The sequence below is a fragment of the Microbacterium maritypicum genome, from assembly GCF_008868125.1.
GTDB lineage: Bacteria > Actinomycetota > Actinomycetes > Actinomycetales > Microbacteriaceae > Microbacterium > Microbacterium maritypicum.
Genome location: NZ_WAAQ01000001.1, coordinates 1,542,203 through 1,557,764, shown reverse-complemented (window position 1 = coordinate 1,557,764; position 15,562 = coordinate 1,542,203). Strand labels below are relative to the sequence as shown.

At 68.3% G+C, this 15,562-nt stretch carries 16 protein-coding genes; 7 read left to right on the top strand and 9 right to left on the bottom strand.

The window, feature by feature from the left end; translation table 11 throughout:
- Window positions 1-7 precede the first annotated feature (7 nt).
- The 6 genes from F6W70_RS07475 to leuC form a co-directional block, all read right to left on the bottom strand.
- Window positions 8-1,090, bottom strand: a complete 1,083-nt coding sequence (locus F6W70_RS07475) for a D-alanine--D-alanine ligase family protein (protein ID WP_055868574.1) — start codon at window positions 1,088-1,090, stop codon at window positions 8-10.
- Window positions 996-2,129, bottom strand: coding sequence for an NAD(P)H-dependent glycerol-3-phosphate dehydrogenase (locus F6W70_RS07470; RefSeq protein ID WP_151486295.1), 1,134 nt, complete (start codon window positions 2,127-2,129; stop codon window positions 996-998). The genes F6W70_RS07475 and F6W70_RS07470 overlap by 95 nt, the downstream gene beginning before the upstream one ends.
- The gene (locus tag F6W70_RS07465; RefSeq protein WP_055868575.1) at window positions 2,119-2,883 is read right to left on the bottom strand and encodes a lysophospholipid acyltransferase family protein; all 765 of its coding nucleotides are present in this window, start codon (window positions 2,881-2,883) and stop codon (window positions 2,119-2,121) included. The genes F6W70_RS07470 and F6W70_RS07465 overlap by 11 nt, the downstream gene beginning before the upstream one ends.
- Window positions 2,880-4,247 carry a UDP-N-acetylglucosamine 1-carboxyvinyltransferase gene (gene murA / locus F6W70_RS07460; protein WP_151486294.1) on the bottom strand — a complete coding sequence of 456 codons (1,368 nt, stop codon included), beginning with the start codon at window positions 4,245-4,247 and terminating at the stop codon, window positions 2,880-2,882. The genes F6W70_RS07465 and murA overlap by 4 nt, the downstream gene beginning before the upstream one ends.
- A 65-nt stretch (window positions 4,248-4,312) precedes the next feature.
- Entirely contained in the window at window positions 4,313-4,909 is a 597-nt protein-coding gene (gene leuD, locus F6W70_RS07455) for a 3-isopropylmalate dehydratase small subunit (RefSeq protein ID WP_055872625.1), read from the bottom strand.
- A gap of 3 nt (window positions 4,910-4,912) precedes the next feature.
- Window positions 4,913-6,358, bottom strand: a complete 1,446-nt coding sequence (leuC, locus tag F6W70_RS07450) for a 3-isopropylmalate dehydratase large subunit (RefSeq protein WP_055872626.1) — start codon at window positions 6,356-6,358, stop codon at window positions 4,913-4,915.
- A gap of 190 nt (window positions 6,359-6,548) precedes the next feature.
- Here leuC and F6W70_RS07445 point away from each other — a divergent pair, with 190 nt between their 5' ends.
- Window positions 6,549-7,844, top strand: coding sequence for an O-acetylhomoserine aminocarboxypropyltransferase/cysteine synthase family protein (locus F6W70_RS07445; protein WP_151486293.1), 1,296 nt, complete (start codon window positions 6,549-6,551; stop codon window positions 7,842-7,844).
- Window positions 7,841-9,154: an LLM class flavin-dependent oxidoreductase gene (locus tag F6W70_RS07440; RefSeq protein WP_151486292.1), complete on the top strand. Its 1,314-nt coding sequence runs from the start codon at window positions 7,841-7,843 to the stop codon at window positions 9,152-9,154. Before F6W70_RS07445 ends, F6W70_RS07440 begins: the two co-directional genes overlap by 4 nt.
- Window positions 9,155-9,173: 19 nt before the next feature.
- On the opposite strand, the gene F6W70_RS07435 is transcribed toward F6W70_RS07440, so the two are convergent.
- Window positions 9,174-9,671 (bottom strand): DUF427 domain-containing protein, encoded by a 498-nt coding sequence (locus F6W70_RS07435; RefSeq protein ID WP_151486291.1) that lies wholly within the window; start codon window positions 9,669-9,671, stop codon window positions 9,174-9,176.
- Window positions 9,672-9,707: 36 nt separating this feature from the next.
- Here F6W70_RS07435 and F6W70_RS07430 point away from each other — a divergent pair, with 36 nt between their 5' ends.
- Entirely contained in the window at window positions 9,708-10,304 is a 597-nt protein-coding gene (locus F6W70_RS07430) for an LON peptidase substrate-binding domain-containing protein (RefSeq protein ID WP_055868587.1), read from the top strand.
- On the opposite strand, the gene F6W70_RS07425 is transcribed toward F6W70_RS07430, so the two are convergent.
- Window positions 10,267-10,617 carry a DUF2834 domain-containing protein gene (locus tag F6W70_RS07425; RefSeq protein ID WP_055868589.1) on the bottom strand — a complete coding sequence of 117 codons (351 nt, stop codon included), beginning with the start codon at window positions 10,615-10,617 and terminating at the stop codon, window positions 10,267-10,269. The two genes, F6W70_RS07430 and F6W70_RS07425, sit on opposite strands and share 38 nt — an antisense overlap.
- A 12-nt stretch (window positions 10,618-10,629) precedes the next feature.
- Window positions 10,630-11,634, bottom strand: a complete 1,005-nt coding sequence (locus F6W70_RS07420; RefSeq protein WP_017830772.1) for a TerC/Alx family metal homeostasis membrane protein — start codon at window positions 11,632-11,634, stop codon at window positions 10,630-10,632.
- 287 nt (window positions 11,635-11,921) lie between these two features.
- Here F6W70_RS07420 and F6W70_RS07415 point away from each other — a divergent pair, with 287 nt between their 5' ends.
- From F6W70_RS07415 to F6W70_RS07400, 4 genes are all read left to right on the top strand, one after another.
- Window positions 11,922-12,482, top strand: a complete 561-nt coding sequence (locus tag F6W70_RS07415) for an RNA polymerase sigma factor (RefSeq protein ID WP_151486290.1) — start codon at window positions 11,922-11,924, stop codon at window positions 12,480-12,482.
- Window positions 12,479-13,618: a DUF4349 domain-containing protein gene (locus tag F6W70_RS07410; RefSeq protein ID WP_151486289.1), complete on the top strand. Its 1,140-nt coding sequence runs from the start codon at window positions 12,479-12,481 to the stop codon at window positions 13,616-13,618. The genes F6W70_RS07415 and F6W70_RS07410 overlap by 4 nt, the downstream gene beginning before the upstream one ends.
- A 116-nt stretch (window positions 13,619-13,734) precedes the next feature.
- Window positions 13,735-14,283, top strand: coding sequence for a helix-turn-helix domain-containing protein (locus F6W70_RS07405; protein WP_151486288.1), 549 nt, complete (start codon window positions 13,735-13,737; stop codon window positions 14,281-14,283).
- Window positions 14,283-15,524, top strand: a complete 1,242-nt coding sequence (locus F6W70_RS07400) for an MFS transporter (RefSeq protein WP_151486287.1) — start codon at window positions 14,283-14,285, stop codon at window positions 15,522-15,524. Before F6W70_RS07405 ends, F6W70_RS07400 begins: the two co-directional genes overlap by 1 nt.
- Window positions 15,525-15,562 lie beyond the last annotated feature (38 nt).

Below are 15,562 nucleotides of genomic sequence, written 5' to 3'. Positions count from 1 at the left end.
CGCGCGCTCAGCGGCGCAGACCGGCTTCGACGAGCTCGGTGATCAGATCGCCGTAGCTCAGGCCCGAGGCGACCCAGCACTTGGGGAACATCGAGATCGGGGTGAAGCCCGGCATCGTGTTGAGCTCGTTCACCACGAGCTCGCCCGACGGCGTCAGGAACATGTCGACGCGGGCCAGCCCACGGCCGTCGACGGCCTCGAACGCGCGGATACCCGCCTGCTGGATGGCCGCCAGCTCTGCGTCGGTCACCTCGGCCGGGCACACGACATCCACCCCGTCGCCGCCGAGGTACTTGCCCTCGAAGTCGTAGAAGCCCCGCGAGGTCAGCACGATCTCGCCGGGAAGAGATGCCCGGACCCCGTCGGCGCTCTCGAGCACTGCGACCTCGATCTCGCGACCGCTCACGCCGGTCTCGATCAGCACCTTGTCGTCTTCGGCGAAGGCCACGGCCAGGGCCGCGTCCAGTTCGTCGGCGGCTTCGACCTTGGACACCCCGACGCTCGAGCCCGCACGTGCGGGCTTCACGAACACCGGCAGGCCCAGCTCCGCGGCCCGCGCACGCACGACTGCGGCATCGCGATCCCAGTCCGTGCGGCGCACCGTCACCCAGGGAGCGACCGAGATGCCGGAGGCCTCGAGCGCGATCTTCATGAAGTGCTTGTCCATGCAGAGTGCGGAGTCGAGGACCCCACCGCCCGCGTAAGGGACCTCCAGCGTGTCGAAGAAGCCCTGGATGGTGCCGTCCTCGCCGTGCGGTCCATGCAGGATCGGCAGCACCACGTCGATCTCTCCCAGCCCCTCGACGGTGCCGTCCGTCTGCACGACGCGCAGCGTGCGGTCACCGCCCGGCTCCGGCCAGAGCACGCGGGTGCCGTTGTCGACCACTTCGGGGAGATGCGCCGCGTCAAGCGGGAACTTCGCGGGATCGTCGTCTTCGAGGACGAACGCGCCTTCACGGGTGATCCCGACCGGGATCACGGCGTAGCGGTCGCGGTCAATCGCGCCCAGCACTCCCCCCGCCGTTGCGGAACTGATCGAATGCTCGCTGGAGCGCCCGCCGAAGAGCACCACCACCGTCTGCTTGTCCATGGTTGGTCCTCTCACCCTGCGGGGTGTCGTCGTCCGTCGTCAGGTGCGGTGCGATGTCCCGCGGATTCATCTTGCCGTCGAGCACCATCTTCACCTGCTCGACGATGGGCATGTCGATCTCGGCCTCGCGCGCCAGCTGCAGGACGGGCGCAACGGAGGCCAATCCCTCGGCCGTCTGCTGCATCTGCTTCACGACGTCCTGGAAGCTGTAGCCCTGACCGAGCAGTCGCCCTGCGGTGTTGTTCCGGCTCAGCGGCGACTGACAGGTCGCGATCAGGTCGCCGAGTCCGGCAAGCCCCTGGAGCGTCTCGGGGTGCGCCCCGTTCGCCACCGCGAAGTCGGTCATCTCGACGAGACCGCGGGTGATGATCGACGCCTTGGTGTTCTCGCCGTAGCCGACGCCGTCGACGATGCCGATGGCCACCGCGATCAGGTTCTTCAGGACGCCGCCGAACTCCGTGCCGATCACATCGGTGTTCACGAAGGTGCGGAAGTAGCTGTTCCGAGCCGCGCGCGCGACGATCTCCGCCGTCTCCTGACTGCGCGAGGAGATCACGGCGGCGGTCGGCTGCTCGCGGGCGATCTCGAGAGCGAGGTTCGGCCCCGAGGCCACGGCGACGCGATCGGGGTCGCAGCGCAGCTCCTGCTGGATCACCTGGCTCATGCGAAGTCCGGTTCCGCGCTCGACGCCCTTCATGAGGCTGATGATCTTGGCATCGCTGTCGGCGAGCAGCGGCCGCAGCGCCTTCAGGTTCTCGCGCAGCGACTGGCTCGGCACCGACAGGTAGACCTGGTCCACGCCGTCCAGAGCGGTTGCGAGCTCGTGCGTCGCCGCCATCGTGCGCGGCAGATTGATGCCGGGCAGATAGCGGGAGTTGCGCTTGGCCTCGTTGATCTCCTGGGCCAGCTCCGGGCGCCGAGCCCACATCGTCACCTGAGCGCCACCGTCGGCGAGGATCTTGCCGAACGTGGTTCCCCAGCTGCCAGATCCTACGACCGCGGCCCGCGGCCCGGCCGCAGCGGTTCTCTTAGGAGTCAAGGCGTCCGGTCTCCTTCTGTCCGTGACTCGCGGGGTTCCAGCGCTCCGCGGGTGCCTTCTCGTCGCGCAGCTCTTCGAGGAGTGCGGTGATCGCGTTCATCAGACGGTTCGTCGCCTCGGTGAGCGCCGCAGGCTCTCCTGCCCGCTCGCGCAGATCGGAGACATCGACGGGGTCGCCGATGAGCACTCTGACCGGCTTGCGCAGCGGCCACAGGCTCAGGCCCTTCTGGTAGCGCCCCATGATCGCCTGGGTACCCCACTGCGCCATCGGGATCAGGGGGATGCCGTCGGCGAGGGCCAGACGCACCGCGCCGGACTTGCCGCGCATCGGCCACATATCGGGATCGCGCGTGAGCGTGCCCTCGGGGTAGACGATCACGCCCCGACCGTGCTCGACGAGCTCTTCGGACTGCTTCATCGTCTGCCGTGCCGACGACGCCGACGACGTGCGCGCGACCGGGATCATCCCGGTGCGATGCAGGAACCAGCCGAGCACCGGCACCTTGAACAGGCTCTCCTTCGCCATGAAGCGCGGCGCGCGACCGGACCGCCACACGGCGACGGCGACGATGAGCGGATCGAACTCCGAGTAGTGGTTCGGGGCGAGCACGTACGATCCCTCGCGCGGCAGCTTCTCCGCACCGCTCACGCGGATCTTCGCGATCAGCGAGACGGGAGGGATGATCAGCGCGGCGAGCGGCCAGAAGATGCTCGGCCGCTTCGTCTCCGATGACCGGGACGTCACCGCGGTCACCGGATGACGTCGAAGTCGGCGCCGAGCGCGTCGAGCTTGGCGAGGAACTTCTCGTAGCCGCGGCTGAGGATGTCGACACCGGACACCTTCGACTCGCCGGTGGCCGTCAGCGCCGCGATCACGTGGCTGTAGCCACCGCGCAGGTCGGGAACCACGATGTCGGCGCCGTGCAACGGCGTCGGACCGGTGATGACCGCAGCCTGCTCGAGGTCGCGACGCGGAACACGACGCGGACCGTCCTGGAGGCCTCGGGGGTGCACGACGATGTCGGCGCCCATCTTGACCAGCGCGTCGGTGAAGCCCATGCGGTTCTCGTACACGGTCTCGTGCACCACGGAACGGCCGTGCGCCTGAGTCAGGGCGACGACGAGAGGCTGCTGCCAGTCCGTCATGAAGCCGGGGTGCACGTCGGTCTCGATCACGACGGGCTTGATCTCGCCGTCGCGACGGAACATGATGCCGTCTTCCTGGATGTCGAACCAGCCGCCGGCCTTGCGGAAGATGTTGAGGAAGGTGAGCATCTCCTGCTGCTTCGCGCCGCCGACGAAGATCTCGCCATCGGTCGCGAGCGCGGCGGAGGCCCAGGACGCGGCCTCGTTGCGGTCGAAGATCGACCGGTGGTCGTAGCCGCGGAGCTTCTCGACGCCCTCGATCACGATGACGCGGTTCGGCTCGTAGGAGATGATCGCGCCCATCTTCTGCAGCACGGCGATCAGGTCCATGATCTCGGGCTCGATGGCGGCGTTGCGCAGCTCCGTGACGCCCTCGGCGCGCACGGCCGTGAGGAGCACCTGCTCGGTGGCGCCGACGCTGGGGTACGGGAGGTGGATGTTCGCCCCGTGCAGGCGGCTTCCCCCCGTGGAGAGGCGGATGCCGCTGGGGAGCTTCTCGACGATCGCACCGAACTTGCGCAGAGCGTCCAGGTGGAAGTCGATGGGGCGGTCACCGATGCGGCATCCACCGAGGTCGGGGATGAACGCCTGACCGAGACGGTGCAGCAGCGGGCCGCAGAAGAGGATCGGAATGCGCGAGGCACCGGCGTGAGCGTCGATCTGCTCGAAGTGCGCGGATTCCACGTCGCTCGGGTCGAACACCAGCGAACCGGGCTCATCGCCTTCGGACACACGCACACCGTGCACCTCGAGCAGCGAGCGCACGACGGCGACATCGCTGATCGCCGGTACGTCGCGCAGGGTGCTCACGGTCTCGCCGAGGAGCGAGGCGACCATGGCCTTCGTCGCCAGGTTCTTCGCCCCCTTGACGTCGACCCGACCGCGAAGCGGGCGTCCGCCTCGAATGGCGAGGACGTCTCCGGTGAGTGCAGGGACTCCGTCCGGAAGAGCGTCGCGCACAGGTGTCGTCATTCGGAGCCTCACTTCATTTACGGATTTCGGGGGCGGGTTGCCCCTGGCTCCCCCGCCCCCACCGTCTACTGAACGGGAAGGGTTCGGGGCCGCCACGACTCGCGACGGGCCTCGAACTGCGCGATCTTGTCTTCGTTGCGCAGCGTGAGCCCGATGTCATCGAGCCCTTCGAGGAGCCGCCATCTAGTGTAATCGTCGATCCCGATCTCGGCCTGGACGTCACCGATCGAGGCGGTGCGCGCCTCGAGGTCGACGGTCATCTGGACCCCGGGATTCCGGTCGATCTCGGCCCAGAACCGCTCGAGATCCTCTTCCGAGATCGTCGCGGCGAGCAGCCCCTGCTTGCCCGAATTGCCCCGGAAGATGTCGGCGAAGCGCGGGCTCAGCACGACTTTGAAGCCGAAGTCACGCAACGCCCACACCGCGTGTTCGCGGCTCGAACCGGTGCCGAAATCGGAGCCGGCCAGGAGCACGGAGGCCCCGTGGAACGCTGTCTGGTTGAGCACGAAATCGGGATCCTGGCGCCATGCATGGAACAGCGCGTCCTCGAATCCGGTCTTGGTGACGCGCTTGAGGAACACCGCAGGGATGATCTGATCGGTGTCGACGTTCGAACGCTTCAGCGGAGCGGCGATACCGGTGTGAGTGGTGAACTTCTCCATGATTCAGAACCCTTCCGTCAGGTCGCTCGGGCTGGACAGGGTGCCGCGGATCGCGGTCGCTGCGGCGACCAGAGGTGAGACGAGATGCGTGCGCCCTCCCTTGCCCTGGCGTCCTTCGAAGTTGCGGTTGGAGGTGGAGGCGCAGCGTTCGCCCGGAGACAGCTGATCCGGGTTCATGCCCAGGCACATCGAGCATCCGGCGAAACGCCATTCCGCCCCGAAGTCCTTGATCACCTTGTCCAGGCCCTCCGCCTCGGCTTCCAGCCGCACCCTGGCCGATCCCGGCACGACCATGACGCGCACGCCGTCGGCCTTCTTCTTGCCCTCGATGATCGACGCGAACGCCCGGAGGTCCTCGATGCGGCTGTTGGTGCACGACCCCATGAAGACCGCGTCCACCGGCACCTCCTTGAGCGGTGTCCCCGGCTTCAGGTCCATGTACTCCAGCGCCCGCTCCGCGGCTGCGCGCTCATTCGGGTCGTCGATCTCGGCGGGGTCGGGCACGGCGGCCGAGAGGGAGCTGCCCTGACCGGGGTTGGTCCCCCACGTCACGAACGGCTCGAGCTGATCGGCATCGATGAACACCTCGGCGTCGAAGGTCGCGCCCTCATCGGTCGGCAACGTGCGCCAGTAGGCGACGGCGTCTTCCCAGTCCTGCCCCTTCGGCGCGTGCGGGCGACCCTCGAGGTAGGCGAACGTCGTCTCGTCGGGGGCGACCATGCCCGCGCGGGCCCCTGCCTCGATCGACATGTTGCAGATCGTCATGCGGCCCTCCATGGAGAGCGCGCGGATGGCGCTGCCGCGGAACTCGAGCACGTAGCCCTGTCCCCCGCCGGTACCGATCTTCGCGATCACCGCGAGGATGATGTCCTTCGCCGTCACACCGGGGCGCAACGTGCCCTCGACGTTGATCGCCATGGTCTTGAAAGGCTTCAGCGGCAGGGTCTGCGTGGCCATGACATGCTCGACCTCGCTGGTGCCGATACCGAACGCCATCGCGCCGAACGCGCCGTGGGTCGAGGTGTGCGAGTCGCCGCAGACCACGGTGATGCCGGGCATGGTCAGCCCGAGCTGGGGCCCGACCACGTGCACGATGCCCTGTTCCGCATCGCCGAGCGAGTGCAGACGCACTCCGAACTCGGCGGCATTGCGGCGCAGCGTCTCGATCTGCGTACGGCTGGTCAGGTCGGCGATCGGCTTGTCGATGTCCCACGTCGGAGTGTTGTGGTCCTCCGTCGCGATCGTGAGGTCGAGGCGACGAAGCGGCCGCCCTTCGCTGCGGAGGCCATCGAAGGCCTGCGGGCTGGTGACCTCGTGCACGAGGTGCAGGTCGATGTAGATGAGGTCCGGCTCGCCGTTCTCGCCCTTGACGACGAGGTGGTCGTCCCAGACCTTCTCGGCGAGAGTCCTGCGGCGTGCGGAATCGGCACCGTTTGCGGGGGTGGTCATTGCGTGTCTCCTGTGGCTGGCGGTTCGGCCCACGATGGACTCCGCGACGAGGAGGGGCTCAGATCGAGGTCTCGTCGCGGCGCCTAAGAAGAAGGAGCACGGTCCGCATGACGTCAGATTACCACCGCTGAGACGTGCTCCGACCCGTCATGACACTCTGTTGAGCACCCGAACGACCGAGAGGCACCGCATGACCGTCGACACCGCCCGCTTCGCCACCCGCGCGGTCCACGCGGCGAGAAGCCGGGAGACGGCCAGCTCCCGCGCGACGCCCATCTACCTGACGGCGGGCTTCGAGTTCGACGACTTCGATCACGCGGCCGACCACTTCAGCACCGGCACCGGCTTCGGCTACACCCGCACAGGGAACCCCACGGTGCGCGCCGTGGAGCGCCAGCTCGCAGCCCTGGAGTCCGGCGCCGACGCCGTGCTCGTGGCCAGCGGCCAGGCAGCAGTGGCGACGGCCCTTCTTACCGTCGCCGGCGCGGGCGATCACATCGTGTCGTCCACCCACATCTACGAAGGCACCAGGGGCCTGTTCCTGGACAACCTCGCTCGACTCGACATCGAGACCACGTTCGTCGACGACATCGCCGATGCGGATGCCTGGAGGGCGGCGATCCGCCCGAACACCCGCGCGCTGTTCGCCGAGTCGCTCGCCAACGCCCGCAACGATGTGCTCGACGTCCGCGCCATCAGCGACGTCGGCGATGAGCACGCGATCCCACTGATCGTCGACAACACGCTGGCGACGCCGGCACTGCTGCGCCCTCTCGAGCACGGCGCGGCGATCGCGGTCCATTCCGCGTCGAAGTTCCTGGCCGGGCACGGCTCCGTGCTCGGCGGCGTCATCATCGATGACGGGCGCTTCGACGCCGCTCTCGCTGGCCACAACGCGCCCCATCTCGTCCTCCCCGGCCGGGGGGATGCACCCAGCGTCTTCGCCCGCCACGGGGGCCGCGCCCGCATCGCCTACGCCCGCGAATCCGTCGCCCCGCGATTCGGCGCATCGCCGTCCCCTCTCAACGCCTTCCTGATCGGACAGGGCGTCGAGACGCTCGGCCTGCGGGTCGAGCGACAGTCTCGCAACGCCCTGCAGATCGCCCAGTGGCTGGAACGGCACGAGGAGGTCGAGAGCGTCGACTACGTCGGGCTCCCCTCGCACCCCGACCACGAGGTCGGCAAACGCTACCTCGAGGGCGGGTCCGGATCGATCTTCACCTTCACTCTGCGGGGCGGGCTCCCTGCGGCACGCCGATTCGTGGAGCATGTGCGGGTCTTCACCCACATGACCCACATCGGAGATGTGCGCTCTCTGGTGCTGCACCCCGGGACCACCAGTCATGCCCAGCGCACCGAGGAGGAGCGCGAGGCTCTCGGCGTGCGGCCGGGCACCCTGCGGCTGTCGATCGGCATCGAGGACGTCGACGATCTGATCACGGATCTGTCCCGTGTGCTCCAGAACGTACGGGAGACGGTGGCATGAGCCGCCCTCAGCACTTCGGCTGGTTCCTCGCCCGCGGCTTCGGACCGCAGGGCTGGGGCTATCCGTCCCTCGAATGGGACTACGACTGGACGCGCCCCGAGATCTATCAGGACGCCGCGCGCACCCTGGAGCAGGCCGGCTTCGATCTGGTCATCATCGAGGACGCGCCCTCCCTGGGATCGCCTTCGACGATCGATCTGCGCGTCCGGCACGCGTTCGGCGGCCCGAAGCACGACCCGCTCCTGCTGGCTCCCTATCTGTTCCAGGCGACCAGGCACCTGGGCGTGGTGCCGACGGTGAATCCCGCGGCGTACCTCCCCTACACGGCCGCCCGGCAGTTCGCGACGCTACAGCACCTCAGCGGCCATCGTCTGGGTCTCAACGTGGTCACCGACACCGGCAGCGCACGACACTTCTCCGCGGCCCCGCAGCTCGGGCACGACGAGGCCTACGACCGCGCCGAGGAATGGCTCGACGGCATCCGCGCCCTCTGGCGCAGCTGGGACGACGGCGCTCTCCTCGCTGATCGGGAGACGGATGTCTACGCCGACGGCACCCGCCTGCGTGCGGTCGAGCATCGCGGTGAGCACTTCGCCTTCGACGGCCCGCTCAACGCCGTGCCGTTCACCGACGGGGACCCCGCGATCGTCTCACCCGGCGGCTCGGGCCGAGGGCTCGGCTTCGCCGGCGCGAACTCCGACGTCCAACTGGCTCTGGCGCCGCTGAACGAGAAGTCCGTGCGGGACTACCGCGCCAAAGTGCACGACGCGGCGATCGAGAGAGGACGACGTCCGGAGGACATCAAGATCCTCTTCGCCATCCAGCCCGTGATCACCCCGTCGGTGGAGGAGGCCGACCGCATCGTGGCCGCGTCCGCACACCCCGACGATGCCGCGCTCGTGCAGATCGCCCGCAAGCAGTCGAGCGACCTCGAGACCGATCTCACGTCGCTCGACCTCGACCGTCCGCTCGACCTCTCTGTCTTCGGTGCGCACGTCTCCCGCGGCAGCATCCAGCGTCTGATCGGCGACCGGGGCCAGGAGGCGCCGCTGCGCGCACACCTCAGCGCGCTCGCCCGTGCGGGTCGGATCTCGGACCGCACCGGCTTCGTCGGAACGGCCGAGGAGTTCGCCGACCTGATCGAAGAGCTCGGCGAATGGGGCAACGACGGCGTGCTGCTGTGGGGGGACTTCCATCCGGTCACCCTGCACCGCACTCTCGACGAGCTCGTGCCTGTGCTCCGCCGTCGAGGCATCCTTCGTCGTGAATACGCGGACGGCGGCCTGCAGGCGAACCTGCGCGCGTTCTGAGCGGCGGTCAGGCCGAACGTCACCAGCCCATGGAGCCGGGAACGCCCTTGAAGGGACCGACGACCCAAGACGTGACCCACCCGCCGTAGAACCCGCCCGGTTGCGGGACCGCGACATCGTCCCCGACGGTGCACTCGTCCATCGGCGCCGCGTACACGGCGACCCGGTCGGTCAGCGCCTCGAAGCCGGGCGACGGGTGCGGATAGTTCCAGGCCGCTCCAGGGCGAAGGGTGTCTCCACCGCGCACATCGAAGTAGCGGGCGGTGCCCTTGAACTCGCAGAACGAGGCACCGGGGGCCTCCACCAGCGCACCGGGGATGAAGTCGGCGATCGGAAGGTAGTAGACGGGAGGGTGGCTGGTCTCCAGCACGCGCACGGCATCGCGTGTGTCGGCGATCAGGTCACCGCCGAGGCGGATCGTGATGCGTTCGGCGACCGGTTCAACGCGCGGCGGCCTCGGATAGTCCCAGACGGATTCCTGTCCGGCGGACGGGGTGAGGGGGCGAGGTCTGCGCATCTGTTCACTTTACGTCTCTCGGTGTTGACTGGTGCCATGACCGCCATCCCGATGTTCCCGCTCGGCTCGGTGCACTTCCCGCACACCCCGCTTCCGCTTCGCGTGTTCGAGCCGCGGTACCTCACGATGATCGGGCGGCTCCTGGATGAGGAGGACCCGCGGTTCGGTGTCGTGCTCATCGAACGCGGCCATGAGGTCGGCGGTGGCGATCGGCGCAGTCGCATCGGGACGATGGCGCGGCTGGTCAGCGTCTCCGCGGGTGCCGACGCTCTGCTGGCCGTCGCCGTCGGCACCGATCGCTTCACGGTCGATGAGTGGCTGGATGACGACCCCTATCCCCGCGCCGAGGTCACGCCACTGCCCGAGCTCGACTGGAGCGACGAGCTCACCCCGCTGCGCACGCAAGCGGAGGCGATCGTGCGACGGACACTCGCCCGCGCGCCCGAGGCGCAGTGGGATGCCGACACCGAGCTCTCGGACGATCCGATCGCCGCCGCGTGGCAGCTCGCCGCGATCGCTCCCCTCGGCGACTACGACAGATACGCGCTGCTGCAGTCCGCCACGGTGGGGGCGTTGCTTCGTCAGATCATCGACCTCACGCTCGACGCCGAGCTTCTGTGGTCAGACGGGTGAGGTGGCGCTGGCGCATCGCCAGGAAGAGCGGGAAGGTGAAGGCGAACGCCGTCACTCCGGACAGCACGACATAGAGCCAGCCCCTCCGCATCCCGATCCGTCGCGCCTCGACGATGATGAACACGCTCCCCGCGATCGCCACGATCAGGAGATCGACCGTGATCGACGACACCGCCGGACCGCTGCCGACGAGATCGCCGACGAAGTCCACCATCTGCGTGATGGCCAGCACGTTGAACGTCCAGGTGCCGATGAGACCGACCACCGCCAGCACGAGATAGACGAGGGCGAGGGGTGTCCAGTGGCGGGTCATGCCGCCATGATCTCACTCCACGGTCGTCGTGGACCTCGCCGCGCGCTTCTCGCGGGACGAGGCGATCAGGCTGGCGACGGTCGCGATGGTCATCGAGGCGAGGATCACGCCGAGGGAGACCATGTTGCTGATGTCGGGCACCCACTCGACGTGCTCGCCGCCGTTGATGAACGGCAGCTCGTTGACGTGCAGAGCGTGCAGGATCAGCTTGACGCCGATGAAACCGAGGATGACGGCGATGCCGTAGTGCAGGTAGCGCAGACGGTCGAGCAGGTCACCGAGCAGGAAGTAGAGCTGGCGCAGCCCCATCAGCGCGAAGATGTTGGCCGAGAAGACGAGGAAGCCGTTGGTGGTGATCTCGAAGATCGCGGGGATCGAGTCGATCGCGAAGATCAGGTCGGTGACACCGATGGTGATGAAGACGATCACCATGGGCGTCCACATGCGCTTGCCGTCGACCGTGGTGCGGATCTTGGACCCGTCGTACGTCTCGCTGATGTCGACGCGGCGACGCAGCAGGCGGACGATGAAGTTCTCGCGCTGCACCTCGCCCTCGTGATCGCCGTCCGGCATGGCCTGACGGATCGCCGTCCAGATGAGGAAGGCGCCGAAGATGTAGAAGATCGGCGAGAAGTTCTCGACGATCGCGACACCGGCGAGGATGAACAGGCCGCGCAGGATGAGCGCGATGATGATGCCGACCATGAGCACCTGCTGCTGCAGCCGCCGCGGCACGGCGAACTGGGCCATGATCAGGACGAAGACGAACAGGTTGTCGATGGAGAGGCTGTATTCCAACGCCCATCCGGTGATGAAGTCACCCGCGTTCTGCCAACCTCCGACATTGCCGAGGAGCACCGCGAACAGCAGCGCGAGCCCGACGTAGAAGACCACCCAGAGAGTGGACTCCTTCGTCGACGGGATGTGCGGCCGCAGCCGGATGAGGAGCAGGTCGCCGATCAGGATGATCGTGAGGACGACCATCGAGGTGATCTCGAACCAGACGGGGATTTCCAAGGGCGCACTGCACCTTTCGCGGAGGGGTCGGGAATGAGTCGAAAGTCTCTCCCCCGCACACATGTGCGGCGCGCGCCCGGAGCAGCGATGACGGTGCTCGTGATGACGTTACGCGCGGATTCGGGATACTCCCTCTCGCCCGGGCAATGCTACCGGAGCCGTGGCATCAGTGGGAACGGATGTCGTCGGAAACTCCCTGCGGCCCGCACGCAATCCCCTGCACCGGATCTGAGACGATGGGGCATCGATCGACACTCTCCTCGTGAGAGACACCGAACGGAACCAGGATGCCCCTGCAGACAACTGATCAGAGATGGGCGGCGCAGGCCGCGGCCGGCGACGAGAACGCCTTTCGCGAGCTGTACCGCGCACACGTGCGTCCCGTGTACTGGATCGCGCAGGGCATCCTCGCCTCGCCGTCCGACGCTGAGGATGTGACCCAGGAGACGTTCGTCGTCGCCTGGCGGAAGATCCCCGACCTCGAGCTCCAGGGCGAGTCGATCCTGCCGTGGCTGGCCACGATCTGCCGATTCCAGGCAGCAAACCGGCTCCGTCAGCGTCGGCGCGATCAGGCGCACACCGCCGAGGCCGTGGACGAGACCCTGCTGCCGGACACGGTGAGCGTCGAGGAGCAGGTCATCACGGCCGAGCTGGCGGCGCGGATAGCCCGAGAAGTGGGCACGTTGAGCGAACTCGATCGTGAGATCTTCCGTCTGTGCGCGTCTGAGGGCTATGCCTATCAGGCGGCTGCGGAAAAGCTCGGGGTGACCCACGCCGTCGTCAGGAACCGTCTCTCTCGAGTGCGCACGCAGTTGCGTGGCGCCGTGACGGAAGTGAGAGACGCATGAACGACAAGACCAGCGGCAGCGACCTGCCCGCCCTCTCGGACGAGGCGATCGCCCGTATCGAAGACGCCGTCTTCGCCGAGATCGCCTCCGAGCGCGCGCCGGCGCGCCCGGCCGAGGCCAAGTCCCGTGCTCGTCGGCGGCGGTGGCTCACCGGCGGCGGCATCGCCGCGGCCTTCGTGGTCGGCGTGCTCGTGACGCCCCCCATCCTCGGCGCCGTAGGCGGGGGAACCTCCGTGACGTCCGAAGGCATCGGCTTCTCCAGCGGCACGGTCGCCGACTCCGCGCCCTCATCGCCCGAGCGGCTCACGGGTGTGGCTCCCGAGTCGCTGTCGGACGGTGGCGCCGTGAGCTCCGATGCGAACGCGGCGACGCTCCCCGGTGCCGCTGACGCGGAGAGCGGGCGCGAGATCATCGCCACCGCGCAGGCGACCGTTCAGGTGAAGAGCATCCCCGAGGCGGCGACGGCGATCGCGGCCCTCGCCGAGGAGCACGGCGGCTACGTCGAGAGCACGGAGATCGGGAAGTCGGTCCCGCTCGACGGCCGCACCGATCCCGCCACCGACACCGCCGATTCGGCGTACGGCTGGGTCGGCATCAGGGTGCCGTCGGCGGATCTTCCCGACGTGATCGCCGCTCTCGCCGACACCGGAGAGGTGCTCGCGTCGTCGACGTCGAAGCAGGACGTGACGTCTGCCGCGATCGATCTGCGCGCCCGCGTCGATTCCACGAAGGCATCGGTCGAGCGGCTCACGCAGCTCATGGCGCAATCGGGAAGCGTGTCCGAGCTGATCGAGGCCGAGGTCGCACTGACCGACCGCCAGGCCCAGCTCGAATCCTACGAACAGCAGCTCGCCGCTCTCGACGACCAGGTCGCGATGTCCTCCCTGCAGGTGCAGCTGACGAAGGCGAGCGCACCGACGACCGCTGACCCGGCCGGCTTCGGCGACGGCCTGCTGGCCGGCTGGAACGGTCTCGTGGTGTCGCTGAACGCACTGGTCATCGCCCTCGGCTTCATCCTCCCGTGGCTCGCACTCGCCGCGGTGGTCGTGCTCCTCGTCTGGCTCCTGCGCCGGACGCGTCGCAACCGCCGTGACGCCGCGGGATCCTCAAGCGGGACATCCGTCGAAGAGAACTGACGCCGCCCCGTAGGAGAAGGCTCGCCCGGGTGCTTCCGGGCGAGCCTTCTCGTTGATATTCCGAGGTATACAAGAAGTCTTGTGCGTCTACCACCGCGGGATTAGCGTCTTCTCCCGTGGAAGACATCTCCGTGATCACCGCCGTGCATCACCCGCTGCGCCGCCGCATCTACGACTATCTGCTCCTGTACGGAACCGCACAGGTCACCGCGATCGCCCGCGCACTCGACAACCAGGTCGGCAGCATCAGCCATCATCTGCGGATGCTGGAGCGCGCAGGCGTCGTCGAACGCGCACCGGATCCCGCCGGTGACAAGCGCACCAGCTGGTGGAAGGTGGCTCGACGCGGGTTGACCTGGTCGACCGACGACTACGCGGACTCCCCCGCCGATGCCCTGCTCGCGCGCGAAGCCCAGCGGCAGGGCATCCGGATGCAGATAGCCCGGCTGCAGCGCTGGCACCGCAGTCGCCGAGACCCCGCGTACGCGGGATACGACGGCTCGAACACGGAGACGACCGCATGGGCGTCGCCCGACGAGCTGCGCGACCTCTCCGCGCGGATCCTCGGGACGATCCGCGAGTGGCAGGAGGGCATCGACCTCGACGACGGTCAGGAGCGCGTCCCCGTCTTCGTCTTCGCGCACGCCTTCCCCACGGAGCCGTGATGGCGACGGTCAGCGATCCCGTCGAGGTGACCGCGCCTCCTGCGTTCCGCCGGGACCACCTCGCGCATGCATGGATCGGTGTGAAGGCGCTCTCCGATGCTGGTGACGCCGTGTGGACGATCGCCCTCGCCTGGACAGCCGTGCAGATCGCCTCCCCCGCGGTCGCCGGGCTGATCGTCGCCGCAGGAACACTGCCCCGCGCGGTGATCCTCCTGTTCGGAGGGGTGATCGCCGACCGTGCGGACGCCCGCCGCATCATGCTCGCGTTCAACGTGCTCCGGGTCGGCGTCCTGGTCGCAGTGGCCGTGTGGGTGCTCACGACACCGCCCTCGGTCGCGGTCCTCCTCCTCGCCGCCATCGCGTTCGGGGTGTGCGATGCGTTGTACGAGCCGTCAGCCGGGACGATCGCGCGCCAGCTGGTCAGAGCCGTCGATCTTCCGTCCTACGGAGCTGCGGCCCAGACGGCCTCACGCCTGGGGACCATGGGAGGTGCAGCGATAGGCGGGTTCGTCGTGGCGCACGCAGGCCTTGCCGCAAGCGCGTCGGTGAACGCCCTGACCTTCACCGTGGTGGTCGCCTTCATCGCGATCTGGCTGCGCCCGCGCTTCCGCCTCGCCCGCGCGGAGAAGGAGTCCGCGCTGCGCGGCATCGCCCGCGGGTTCACCCATCTCTCCGTGAACCCCACGACCCGCACGCTCGTGATCGCACTGTCGGGGTTGAATCTGGCGGTCGGCCCGGCGATCGGGCTCGGACTCGCCCTCCGTGCTCACGACGAGGGGTGGGGCGCTCAGGCGGTCGGGCTCTTCGAAGCGCTCCTCGGTCTCGGCGCGGCGCTGGGGGCCGTCTCGGTGGCGAAGTGGCGGCCACGTCACGAGGCGCGCGCCGGGTTCTGGGCGCTGGTCGTGCAAGGGGCAGGCATCGTGGCGCTCGGGTTCGGGCCGGCCTGGACCGTCGCTGCAGCCGCGTTCGTGATCGGTGCGACCGCGGGATACGCCTCGGTGCTGCTCAGCGCCACCTTCTCGGCGACCGTCGACACGGCCTACCTCGGCCGGATGGGCGCGCTCACGCGCCTCGGCGACGACTGTCTGATGCCGCTCGCGATGGCCGGCTTCGGCGCTCTCGCATCGGCAACGACCGTCGGGGTGCCGTTCGCACTCTTCGGGGGCGCGATGATGGCCCTGATGATCCTGCCGTTGAGGAACCGGACGTTCCGCACCCTGTCCTTGAATCCCCGGCACTGAGGGGGGGAAACAAGAAAGCCTCCGGCGAACCGGAGGCT